Source organism: Corynebacterium sp. MSK204 (assembly GCF_030229885.1).
Lineage (GTDB): Bacteria > Actinomycetota > Actinomycetes > Mycobacteriales > Mycobacteriaceae > Corynebacterium.
Genome location: NZ_JASPGQ010000009.1, coordinates 92,711 through 104,685, shown reverse-complemented (window position 1 = coordinate 104,685; position 11,975 = coordinate 92,711). Strand labels below are relative to the sequence as shown.

Annotated in this window: 11 protein-coding genes and 1 tRNA gene; 9 read left to right on the top strand and 3 right to left on the bottom strand. The window is 57.8% G+C overall.

What is annotated here, in order from left to right:
• Positions 1–345 precede the first annotated feature (345 nt).
• On the bottom strand, positions 346–765 hold the full coding sequence (locus QP908_RS07395) for a helix-turn-helix domain-containing protein (RefSeq protein WP_349819922.1): 420 nt from the start codon (positions 763–765) through the stop codon (positions 346–348).
• A gap of 168 nt (positions 766–933) precedes the next feature.
• On the opposite strand from QP908_RS07395, the gene istA reads away from it, so the two are divergent.
• From istA to QP908_RS07375, 4 genes are all read left to right on the top strand, one after another.
• On the top strand, positions 934–2,508 hold the full coding sequence (istA, locus tag QP908_RS07390) for an IS21 family transposase (RefSeq protein WP_284771996.1): 1,575 nt from the start codon (positions 934–936) through the stop codon (positions 2,506–2,508).
• Positions 2,509–3,276 (top strand): ATP-binding protein, encoded by a 768-nt coding sequence (locus QP908_RS07385; RefSeq protein WP_239270034.1) that lies wholly within the window; start codon positions 2,509–2,511, stop codon positions 3,274–3,276.
• 1,675 nt (positions 3,277–4,951) lie between these two features.
• Positions 4,952–5,881 carry a DUF418 domain-containing protein gene (locus tag QP908_RS07380; RefSeq protein ID WP_239270033.1) on the top strand — a complete coding sequence of 310 codons (930 nt, stop codon included), beginning with the start codon at positions 4,952–4,954 and terminating at the stop codon, positions 5,879–5,881.
• A 1-nt stretch (position 5,882) separates the two neighbouring features.
• Entirely contained in the window at positions 5,883–6,998 is a 1,116-nt protein-coding gene (locus QP908_RS07375; protein WP_239270032.1) for a trypsin-like serine protease, read from the top strand.
• On the opposite strand, the gene QP908_RS07370 is transcribed toward QP908_RS07375, so the two are convergent.
• Complete coding sequence (locus QP908_RS07370) at positions 6,995–8,023, bottom strand: prephenate dehydrogenase (protein ID WP_239270031.1); 1,029 nt, start codon at positions 8,021–8,023, stop codon at positions 6,995–6,997. The two genes, QP908_RS07375 and QP908_RS07370, sit on opposite strands and share 4 nt — an antisense overlap.
• A gap of 39 nt (positions 8,024–8,062) precedes the next feature.
• Here QP908_RS07370 and QP908_RS07365 point away from each other — a divergent pair, with 39 nt between their 5' ends.
• The 4 genes from QP908_RS07365 (at position 8,063) to QP908_RS07350 (ending at position 9,434) form a co-directional block, all read left to right on the top strand.
• Positions 8,063–8,542: a tRNA adenosine deaminase-associated protein gene (locus QP908_RS07365; protein ID WP_239270030.1), complete on the top strand. Its 480-nt coding sequence runs from the start codon at positions 8,063–8,065 to the stop codon at positions 8,540–8,542.
• A gap of 4 nt (positions 8,543–8,546) precedes the next feature.
• Positions 8,547–9,011, top strand: a complete 465-nt coding sequence (locus QP908_RS07360; protein WP_370657800.1) for a nucleoside deaminase — start codon at positions 8,547–8,549, stop codon at positions 9,009–9,011.
• A gap of 41 nt (positions 9,012–9,052) precedes the next feature.
• On the top strand, positions 9,053–9,253 hold the full coding sequence (locus QP908_RS07355) for a CsbD family protein (RefSeq protein ID WP_239270028.1): 201 nt from the start codon (positions 9,053–9,055) through the stop codon (positions 9,251–9,253).
• A 93-nt stretch (positions 9,254–9,346) separates the two neighbouring features.
• Positions 9,347–9,434: transfer RNA gene (locus QP908_RS07350), tRNA-Ser, on the top strand.
• Between the two features lie 72 nt (positions 9,435–9,506).
• Here the strand turns inward: QP908_RS07350 and QP908_RS07345 are convergent.
• Positions 9,507–9,968 (bottom strand): hypothetical protein, encoded by a 462-nt coding sequence (locus tag QP908_RS07345; RefSeq protein ID WP_239270027.1) that lies wholly within the window; start codon positions 9,966–9,968, stop codon positions 9,507–9,509.
• 120 nt (positions 9,969–10,088) lie between these two features.
• Between QP908_RS07345 and QP908_RS07340 the strand changes: the two genes are divergently transcribed.
• Positions 10,089–11,969 carry an HtaA domain-containing protein gene (locus tag QP908_RS07340; protein WP_239270026.1) on the top strand — a complete coding sequence of 627 codons (1,881 nt, stop codon included), beginning with the start codon at positions 10,089–10,091 and terminating at the stop codon, positions 11,967–11,969.
• Positions 11,970–11,975 lie beyond the last annotated feature (6 nt).

Genomic DNA, 11,975 nt, shown 5'->3' with positions numbered 1-11,975 from the left:
GACTCACAATGAACATCCTCTCTTACGGACACAAGATCCGCACTAATCGGGTGTCCACTAAACGAGGGTAACCTCAGTCCAAGTTGGTTGAGGTTATCGGACCTAAAGACCCAAGTGAAGCAAGGCGTTAACTAGCTTCACCGTTACGGTCACAAGTGCTATGACCTTGATTGCCACATCGAGCCGCTTAAGCTTCGTGACGTCAAGGTCTTTTCTTTTGCGACCGGACGTATCCAATGAGTGTCTACCCATCGGTCACCTCCCTGACGTCGTAGGCCGTTCCCTACAAATAGCAACCGGCATAGCAATACCTATAGCAACCGGTATTGCGGGGTGCGTCAGGCCTTACTGGTTGAGGTACTTATACAGTGTGGTGCGCCCAATGTCGAGGCGGCGGGCAACCTCTGCTTTCGGAATCCCCTCCCTCACCCACGTGCGCGCCAGCGCTACTTGTTCCTCGTCGAGGACTTTCGCACACCCCTTATAGACACCGCGGGCTTTCGCCTTGGCAATACCTTCGGCCTGACGCTCACGAATAATCGAACGCTCAAACTCCGCCACACTGCCGGATATGCACCCGGCTTCTATAGCAACAGCATACGCAGCGGTGGGATGCATTCCACACGTTTTGGCGGCTTGGTGTACCGAAAGTCCGCCTTGAACTAGTTCTACAAGCTGTAAAGCCTGGCTACCGCGGCGATCAACTCGTTTGGCTTTATATATGACTGGCACTCCGTGAGCATGGCAAAAATTCAAAGCATGCACGTAATGACAGCCAAGTGTTGGCGGACATGAAAAGTTGACCAGTGGCGGACACGGGATTTAGGGGTTTGGGGAGTTTTTATCCGGGGGTAGAAAACAAAGGGGGTCTTCATCCAGTGTTCGATAGAAGTGTCTAGCCGGACATATCTATCGAAAGGATGAAGACCCTTTATGCAGTCTTCCAGAAGAAGCCAGAAAATTCTGGCTCGCTACGCCATTTTAAAAAATGCGCGTGCTGTCGCCGACGAGCTCAACGTCTCGCACAACACGGTTCTACGCGTGGTGCGCGCTCACGCTGACGCACCGCCAGCGCGTGGGCCACGTCCGTCGATTACGGATGCGCACCGTGGATTCATCAAGGAACTGATCACCAACTCGGGCGGAAAGATCCGCGCCGACGTGGTCCACGAGGCTTTGCTGGACCGTGGTTTTGAAGGAAGCCAGCGCACCACGCGTCGCATCGTCGCGACACTCAGACAGGAATACCGCCTCTCGTCATCGCGGCGCGCACACCAGCCTTGGGTAACCGCACCAGGCAAATGGCTCCAGTACGACTTCGGCGACGGCCCAGTAGTCGATGGCAAGAAGACCGTGCTGTTTGTTGCCTGGGTTGCCTACTCGCGATTCCGCGTCGTCTTTGCCCTGCGTAACCGAAAGATGACTACCGTACTCGCTGCCTTAGACCGGTGCTTTCGGGCTATCGGCGGAGTACCCGACTTTGTGCTCACGGATAATGAGAAAACCGTAGTTGTAGGCCGTCACGCAAGCCTGCCGGAGTTCAATCCGACAATGGAATCGTTCATGTCGCACTACCGCGTTAGTATCCAATTCTGTGCACCGGCAGACCCTGCCACGAAAGGCGGAGTCGAATACGCCGTACGCCTAGCCAAAGACGACATCCTTCCCCGCGATACGAATCTCGTGGACGCCTACGAGACCTTCGGCCAGCTCGAAGCAGCATGCCAGGCATTTATGGACAAGATCAACGCCCGACCACACCGTACAACCGGGCTTGTTCCTGCAGAAGTACTGCGTGAAGTCGAAGCTAAACACCTCGGCCCACTGCCTGTGGACACGCATCCTAGTGTCTTCGGTGAACTGCGGAAAGTGCCGGCGAATACGCCCATGATCACCTACCAGCACGCGGTGTACTCAGTGCCTGAAGAACTCATGGGCCGGCAAGTCTACATCACAGAACAATCCAGCCCAGACGTCAATGAGGTCGTAATCTACTTCCACGACATCGACGGGGTGGAAGAAGTCGCACGCCATGTCAAAGGAGTCCGCGGCGACAGCCGGATTGACCCGAACCATTTCTCCTTCCAGCGGCCTGAGCCTGGCCACTACAAGGTCAATCCTCGCTCGAAACTAGAAAAAGACTTCCTTGCCATCGGACCCGGTGCCGAAGCGTGGCTGCGCTTCGGGGTTGCCCACCACGCACCGCAAATCAAACACACCATGAGTTTGTTCGTCACGCTGGCCGCTACGCGCGGGAAGTGGTTCGCTGATGACATCGCTCGCGCCGCGATCGACGCGGGCCTTATCACCAGCACCGATATCGAAGCCATGGCAGATAACTACCCAGTCAACGCCCTAGCTGCCAAAATCGGCACGGCCTTTAATATCGAGGGCCCAGAACCTGAAACCATCGAACATGCCTCGAACTCCTGGGACGGGTTCTACACACCCACACCACCTGAGACCTCACACCACGAGGCCGACGAGCACGAGGAGGCATGGTTCTAAATGAGCGCACCCAACTACCAGCTTCCCGCAGGGCTTGCCGCACAACTAACCAGGCTTCGAGTACCCGGGCTTAAAAGTGCCGCCATTGACTACCTTCAATCATGTGACAATGACGCTCACCGCCGGCGCCTGGAAGAATTTCTAGGCACCATTGTCGAAGCAGAAGCACTCAGCAGGGCCAAGTCAGCGCTAGTCACCAGGCGTAAAAATGCTGGACTTCCTACCGGGGTAAGTTTCGCCGCGTGGGACCCAGCCAGGTCTACCATCCCAGTAGAACGCCAAGAACACCTCAAAGCCCTAGACTGGGTGGACCGCCACGACAACCTCGTTTTGTGCGGGCCACAAGGCACTGGCAAATCCATGCTCACCGAAGCACTTGCAGTCGAGCTGATTAAACGCGGCAAGAAGGTCAAGTGGCTCACAATGAAGAACCTCGGCCAGCTCATTAACCGGCACGCTGCGGACTTGGACCCGCATAAAGGCTTTTCGAAACTCGCCAAACTGGACTTAGTCATCCTTGACGACGTGGGATACTTCGACGTTACCGTCGCTGAAGCCAACGGATTCCTCGCGCTTATTGAAGCGACCTACCAGCACACCTCGCTGGCGATTACCTCGAACTCGCATCCGTCACGGTTCGCCGACCTCATGCCGCAGGTACGCCCCACACAGATCAACGCCGCCATCGACCGGCTAATGCACCACGCCATCGTCATCCAAACCGAAGGAGAATCCCAGCGCTACATCGACGCCACAACAAAGCGCTAACCCATAGGGCATAGTTCGCATACACACCCCGTCCGGCTAAGACAACCCTTCGAACACGCCCCACCCCCGTCGTGTCCGCCACTGGTCAGTTTCTCATGGCCATAGGCGGACTTTTTCATGTCCGCCTCCGGTCAGTTTTTCATGTCCGCTAACACCAAGCTCACCAGCAGCCGAGCGAACGCTACGTCCACTGCCAACCATGGCCACCAAGCTACGACGATCCGACTCAGACAACGAATGAAACGGGCCAACAACTCCAGGCACAACAACACCCTCCTAAGGGAAAGTGTTGCAACGACCCTCTGAACTCAAGAGGCGGGTTAAACGGCAAAAGGCCCGAGTCTCGCAGTGTCCATCATCTGGGGTCGGGCCCGAACTGCTAACACCAGTAATGGGTGCCAGGATCGGGATGATGACAATCGTTACCAAGAGTGTCAATTTATGTTACTTTAAGTAAGTCGTCGCGTACGGAAAGGAAAGTTATAAACAAAACATTAAAAACTGCCGCTTCTCTTTTGTCTTCTCGGCTGCTACTTCCTGCCTCGTCCGGAATGGCTCAAGCGGAAACAGTATAGGGGGACAAGAAGGGCTCAAAACCGTCTTTGGTGGAAACTGCCAAAACAGGGACGAAAACGGGATCCATGTGACGCGCAAAGGTAAAACTCACAACGATTGCTCCTTCGGTCATGCGCACGATGGAGGATTTCAAATTTTGAAGTTAAGGGCAATGCCGAATGTGCACGTCTATTTGTAATGGGAGAATATAAAGGAGAACAGTGTCACGCAATTCATCCTTAGGGGTTCTGTTAAAGATTGCGATTTGTGTATCACTGTTGCTCTGTCTCGGTTATGTTATCGGCGGGTTGAATGCGATATATGTTGCTAAGACCTTGGCCGAGACGGATTCTACCTCATCGTCAGACATCTTCCGCAGGCTAGAAAACGGCTTATTTTATTTTAAGGTTGCCGGAGTTTTTGCGGTTATTTTTCTTGCGGGAACTTACGCAGTCTGGCGCAGGGCCCATAACTTCCGTAAGCGAGAGTAATCCGGTTAGTTGTTTTTGGCTCGGTTGTTTATTGGGGGCCCGATTTTTGAGGTCTTAATTTTCCAAACCTCAAGCTCCTCTCCCTGTAGGTTGCGTCCGAAAGCGTGGTGTCTCCACTTTCTGGGGTCAGGCCCTACCACGGGTTACAGATACACCACACTAGTGGACGCAACCTCGGCTGATTTAGGGAGGAGAAACGAAGAGTGACCCAACTTCGTGACCATTTGCCAGGCAGTTTGAGCGCTTTTCATAGGTGCCAGGAAGCGTTCTGGCAGGAAAGAAATTATCAGGGTTTAGGTATGGAGAGGGCAATAGGCTATCTATAGCAAAATGGCAGGTAGGTGCGGGTTTCTGGGGTGAATTAAATGCGCGCAGTTGGCAATGATGCGCGCTGCGGTGGGCTCTCCGGAGTGTGTTGCCGCCGCGAAATTGGGTGCGATCGTGTGCGGTTGCGGGAAAGTGGGATTGCAGGATTGACCAGGCCAATAACGGCATTTATAAGGTACAGGGCATGTAAAGTGTTGATACAGCAACCTACCAGACTCGCGTTGTAGAAAAAGAGAGTCGTTAAAAACATGGGCCGTAGTGAAGACCGCTGCGTCCCATCACATCGTGAAGGAGAGTGCTAGGTGAGTACATCATCGCGCATCGTTGGGCTGGATTTGGCTCGTTCACTTGCCATTATTGGCATGATTATTTTGCACATGGCCTCGTTGGTATGGAGCACCAAGGTCATATTGTCGGGCCTTCCGGCCGCCCTATTTGCCATTGTCGCCGGCGTGACGATGATGCTCATCGGCAAGAACTATTCCGTACAGACGCTGCTGCGCCTGATTGCCCGTGGCGCCATCATTACGCTTATCGGACTGGCGCTGCTGCCGGTTGGCGGGCAGATTCAGGTCGTGCTCGTTGCCATGGGTATCACCATGATGGTGGTCTCCTGGGTGCCACCGCTGAACGTGTGGTGGAAGCTGGCCCTCTTCTTCGTCGCCGCCATCGCCTCAACCGTGCACTACGCGCCGTTTACCCTGCCGCAGGTCTATCCGCTGCTGGCATGGATCGCGTATTTCATCGCCGGCATGCTGCTCTTTGAGGTCTACATCCGCCCAGGTAGCTTCCGGACGGTGCTGCAGTGGATTGTTACCGCGGTCAGCGCGGTGATTGCCGCGGTTGGCACCTACTTCCGCTTCGAGCCGGATATTCCCAGCTGGCTGCGCTTTACCGGCCACACCGGTGTCGCGGGCGAAATCCTGCTCTCCGTTGCAGTGGCAGCCGTGGTGCTGCACCTGTGTCTGCTCATCGGCAGCGCAGTACCCAAGCTCGTCTACCCCTTGGCCGCAATGGGCACGATGTCCCTGACCGTCTATGTCTTGCACGTGCTTTCCGCTTATTACTGGCAAAGCCACATCTCACTGCACAACACCGCGTGGGCGTGGGCATTTATTGGCCTATTCCTCGTGCTTGCCACCATCTGGCGGAAATTCCTGGGCCAAGGCCCGCTTGAAAAGGCCGTCTCCATCGCCGTTAAACTCGCCGTTCCTGCTGGAAAGAAGGACTAACATGTCGCGTAAATTTGCTACCGCCTTGACCACCGCTGGCATCATCGGGATGCTGGCGGCCCCCGCCAGCGCCCTTGAGCACGGCGAACCCGCCCCCGATAACGCCGAGTCCCAGACCGTCGCTGCGCTCAAGATGGGCCGCATAGGCAACTTCGGCGACTGCACCGGCACGCTGGTGGATAAGCAGTGGGTGCTTACCGCCCGCCACTGCCTGCAGTCTGTCAATAACGAAGGCACCCAGGCCCGCCTGGGAGGCAAGGTCTATGACGCGGATTCGTGGGCGCTATCCCCGCTTTCCGATGCCGGACTCCTCCACCTCACCGAGCCCGTCACCGATATCAAACCAGCCAAGATCTCCACCGATATTCCAGAGACCGGCGACCTTGGCACCCTGTATGGCTGGAGCAGCAGCTCCTCCATGGCGCGCAAGGGCCAGCTGCCGATGGCAGAGATGAAGGTCTCCGAAATCCTGGGCGGCGGGCCAAGCGATGACTCCGCACAGAAGCCAGGCGCCGACAAGGAAGCCCCAGAAGGCTACGAGTCCGTGCCCGCTGAGGAAGCCATGCCGGGCGTCAAGATGCCAGGATCTGGTTCGGGATCGGATAAGCCCAAGGTGGTCTCGCCAGGTGCCACCAAGCCGGGCGCCGAGCAGCCGCAGATTGTCAAGCCTGACGGCAACGGTGGGGAAGTAATGCAGCCTAGCCAAGGCGGCATGGCCCCGATGATCAGCAGCCCAATCCTCGATGTCCACTCCACCGGTAATGCCGGCATGCAGGGTGGCGATTCTGGCGGACCGTTCTTCGTGGGCGGAAAGCTTGCGGGCCTTGCTACCGCGGGTACCTCCAATGCGGACCCGGATCTGCCCTCCCCAAGCGCGGCTATCACCACGCTCGCAGGCGCCAAGGACTGGGTAGACGGCGTAATCAGCGGCAAGGATAAGGACGCCATCTTGACCGCGGAGACCACGCCTACTCCGCAGGCAACGCCACAGACCAGCGGCGACCGCCCGTGGATCTACTTCACGGTAGCGGCCATTGGCCTTATCGGTGCCGCGGCGGCCGCGCGCACCTTCGCTAGCGGTGCTGGCAACGGTGTCGCCCGCACGTCGCGCCGCTAAAAAATCTCGATGCGCCCGCCCAAGGATTCGGTCTGGCGCAGCTGCGCCACCCACTTCGGGCCGCCGGGGTGCAGGCGCAGCACCGGGCGGGAGGAAATCTTGACCGGGGAGACCGATTCCTTGCGCGCGCCCGACCTAGCTTCGATGCGGGTGCGGGCGCGGTAGCCGGCATCGGCAAGCTCAGCGATGGAAGGCTTGGGGGCGGCGAGCTTCTCCCGGGCATCGTGAAGCAGCTCCAGCGCCTCATCCAAGGCCTCCACCAAGGCCGGGGCATTGGTCTCGCACATCTGCCGCACGAGATCCGGGCGGGTGCTTGCCACCCGGGTCGCATCCTTGAAGGAACCGGCGGCCAAGGACTGCGCCAAAATGCCGCCATTATCGCCCACCGTGGCCAGGGTCTCCGCAAAGATATGCGGCAGGTGGGAAATGCGGGCGACCGCCGCATCGTGGTTGGCCACGCGGATGGGCACGGCCTCTGCATGCACCATCTGGGTCATGCGCACGACGTCCGTAAAAGTCTCAATCCATTTCTTAGGAACCTTTTCCCCGCGCGCCTCATACTCGGCGGCGTAATCGTAGGTAATGCCCCACGCGGCGCGGCGGAAAAGCCCCGCCTGGGAGTGATCCCACCCCGATTTCGAGGTACCCGCCATGGGGTGCCCGCCCACGTAGCGATCCTCCATGCCGCGGTCACAGACCTGCTGACGCACGGGGGTCTTCACAGAGACCACGTCCGTAATGCCGCAGCTAGGGGCGTGTTCCTGAATGGCATCCAAGACGCTGCCCACCGCGGTCATGGGAACGGCGATCACAATGAGCGCCTCTTCAACCTCGGCGCGGTTAAGCACCGCCGGCAAATCATCATTGACGTCAAAACCCTGTTTGACTGCGGTGCGGGCGGCGGACGTCGAGTGGTTGTATCCAAATACGTCGTGGTTATAGCCCGCGAGATCGCGTAGCAAGGAACCACCGATGAGGCCGAGGCCGATAATGCAGATGGGGCGTTGAACATCTTGAGAACTCACGGTGACAATTGTGGCACAACACGACTAATCTCACGAGGTATGAGCAACGAAAATTACTCTTTCGCGGTTACCGTCGCCCGCAACGAGGGACAATGGGTCGTGCGCAGCTTCGATGATGACTTTGAGGACCCGCAAACCTCCATCACCGCGGTGCGCGCCCTGCGCGCTGAAGGCGCAGCTTTCGCCCTTCTCTGCGTCGAGGACGCCTACTTCATTGCCGTGCGGCCCGTGCCCGGCGGGGTGAAATTGCTAATTTCGGATGCCACCTACGGCGTTGACGATGACTTTGCCGCGGACTTCATGGAGCTCAATGACTATGAGATTCCAGACGTGGACCCGGAAGAGGCCGAGCCCTACGGCGAGGGCGACTTCGATATCTTCGCTGACCTGGGCCTATCCGAGGATCAGGTGGGCTACATCATCGATGATGAGGACGATTGGCCCTCCGATATGCTCCTGCGCATTGCCGGCGACCTGGGCTTTGGGGATGAGCTAGAAGACGTCATTGATAACGCCTAGGCCCCTGCAGCGCGCGCAGGAACGCATGCAGCGCGCCCTCGCGGTGGCGCGCCAGACCCCCGCCGGCGACGTGCCGGTTGGGGCGGTGCTTTATGATGCCACCGGCCGCGAGCTCGCTACCGGCGTCAACCGTCGCGAGCAATTGCGCGATCCCACCGCCCACGCCGAGGTCGAGGCCATCCGCCAGGCGGTGCGCGTCCACGGCGATGGCTGGCGCCTGACCGGCTGCGAGCTCGTGGTCACCTTGGAGCCCTGCGCCATGTGCGCCGGCGCCCTGCAAGCCGCGCGGATAAGTTCGCTGGTATTTGGCGCGTTTGAGCCAAAGACGGGTGCGTGCGGCTCGCTTATCGATGTCCTGCGTGCCCCCACCGCCCCCTTTACCCCACAGGTCCGCGGCGGCGTGCTTGAAGAGGACTGTGTGGCGTTGCTAGAAAAATTCTTCACCACACTGCGCGAAAAGTGGGTATAGTAGCTGTCACACTGTAAGCGACTCATTTAAGGAGAGAGAAAATGGGCGATTTGGAAAACAAGAAGGACGACCTCGCAGGCAAGGCAAAGGAAGCTGTTGGTGAGGCAACCGGTAACGAAGACGTAGCCAACGAGGGCAAGGCCGACCAGGTCGCTTCCGAGGCTAAGGACAAGCTGTCCGACGCTGCTGACAGCATCAAGGACAAGGCCAACGACATCATCGGTGGCCTGAAGAAGGACTAATTTTAGAGTCCCTTCATAGCGAAATCGCTGCGCTGGCTTAGTGCCGGCGCAGCGATTTTGTTGCATCGGGGGTCCTCCCGTAGTCTGGAAAGCGGTGGCGTGTCCGAGCGGCCGAAGGTGATCGCCTCGAAAGCGATTGTTGGGTAACCCCCAACCGCGGGTTCAAATCCCGCCGCCACCGCGCAAGGCCCCGAACTGTTAATGCAGGTCGGGGCCTATTTTTGTTTTCTCTGGCAAGGAGTGTTGGGGTGACTTAAGCGTCCTGCTTTGTGCGTTCAGCCCGGGCGCGGCGGCGCTGCACGGTGGGGAGGAACCACGTCGCAACGGCGGCGATGACGGCTATGGTGCCCGCGCTCCACGCGAGGTATTTCACGGGGGTGAACCACCACGCCAGGGCCGCGATTACTGCGATGACTGCCCATACTGCGGGGACGAGGAGACTGGGCCGTTCGGCCCACGGTTCCCGGGGGAACCGGCTGCGCGCCTCCGCACGGATGCGGCGCGGGGTCTTTTGAGATAGGGCGAAGGAACAGGCGACCACAAAGGTCAGGCCAATGCCGGCGATGAGCAGGCTGCCGCTTACGCCGCCGAACATGAATACGCCGACGGAAAGCGCTAAGGATAAGCGTTCACCGATCGTGAGTGGGAAGTTCTGTGTGGGATCGACATCTGGATAGATGCTGTTGAAGATGTCTTTGCGGGGATCGTTGTGCATTTTTGTTTCTTATAGGGGGTGGTTTATTGACAATCAAAAGAAGTTAGGTCAGGATACACTTACTTCACTAAGGCAAGCTTAGCCTATATCATTTTTAGGCACGAAAACAAGGTTCTCAATATGATTGGAAAACTGTGGAAGTCGGCGTTCGGCATCATCGTCGCGGCTTTCCTCGTCGCAGCATTCGCCCCACTTTTGTCTTCTGCCCCGGTTGCCCACGCAGATGAATCCTGCACATGGAAATGGGGCATCAAGCAGTCATTCCGCAGCTACGTCAAAGGCAATATCGCCCACGGTGGTTGGGGGGCCAACGGCATTGGCTTCACGGGCGATGAACGGGGCGAAGGCGCGTTTGTCTTTACTGCAGGAAAGCCCGATGCATCCGGTGGAAACATCACGATTCCGTTCAATGGAACGCTGAATTTTACTGGCCACGATGGGATCTTGGATATGACTATGTCTGACTTCAAGGTCAAGGCCTCTGGTAAGCAGGCGCAGATTTCCGTGGACTACGTCTCCTATGAGATGAACCGCCAAGACCTCAGCCGCGGTAAAAAGATCCAAGGCAATGATGAGGTAATCGCCACCATTAATCTGGCCAACCCCGTCAACGATGGTGCCGGGAAGGTTGATTTGTCTGGATCTACCACTCTGACTTCCGGCGGGGCCAAGCTTTTCACCGGCTTCTACCAGCCAGGTGAAGCCTTAGATCCGTCCTCCGGCAGCATTGCTCTCGACGGATCATGCTCTGGATCCGGATCTGGCTCCGGTTCCGGTTCGGGTGAGAAGCGTCCATTGACGTCCATTACAGGTTCCTTCACGGGCTTTAACAAGGAAGCCATGGACATCCTGTCTGAAACCAATGACACGATGAACGGGATTACTACGTTCATGGGCAATACCCAGGCGTTTCTGGATGAGTTGGAGTCTTTCAACAACCGGGGTGGATCAAACTCGAATTCGGATGGTTCTGCTTCGGGTACGTCGAACTCCGCTGGAGGAAACTCGGCTTCTACTAACTCTGCAGCGGGAAATTCATCACCGAGCAACTCTGGTTCGGGCGGAGGCGGCGGCGCCTCAGGAGCTGGCAAAGCAGCGGGAACTGGTCCTGCGCACTCCGAATCTGCGAACTCCGGCGCCCCGGGCTCAGGTAATTCGGGCGCGGGAGCACCTGGCGGGGGCGATGCCGTCTGTGAGGCTACTGGGGTTACGCAAGCCACCGCTCAGTGGGGCTTAAAGAAATCCTTCCAATCCTATATCACCGGATCCATTGCCCAAGGCCGGTGGGATCTCTCTGGTGTTGGCTATGACAATGGCCGTTTCCAATTCACTGGTAACTCTGGTGCCGTAAAAGATGGCGCGGGCTCCGTGCAGTATGGCGGGAGCATGCAGTTCACCGGGCACCACGGCAAGTTGGACCTCAACATCTCCAACCTGGAAATCACCTTCAACGGCAATTCCGGCGAGCTTATCGCTGACGTGCGATCTTCCAATATGGAAGGAAAGAAGAAAGACTTTGGGCACGCTGTTATTGGCACCTTGAGCTTTACTTCTCTCGACGTCGGCACGGACGCCGTGTCCGGTGAAGCTGAGGTATCGCTTTCTGAAACCGGCTCCCAAGCCCTCGCTGAGTTCTATGAACCGGGCACCCAGCTGGATCCATTGAGCTTCCACGCCACCTTGGGCGGAAGCGCTGATTGCGGCGCCGTATCCGGTGGCGGCGGAGCAAGCTCCGGTTCTGGATCTGGTGGCGCCGGCGCGGGCGGAAACGGAAAGGGCGGCTCTGCTTCCAAGGGCGGAGCTCATGCCGCAGCCGGGGACCCAGCGCATGCTGGTGATTCCTCGCAGGGATACGAGGACGGCTCGAACAAGTTCAAGGTCAAGTCCGCGACTTCTCCCAGCGGAAACATGGATAACCCGACTACCTATCTCCTGCTATTCATCGTCGGATTGATCATTGCCGGCGGTTCCACCAGCCGCCTTGTCATGAACAACTCTTAGAAGGAT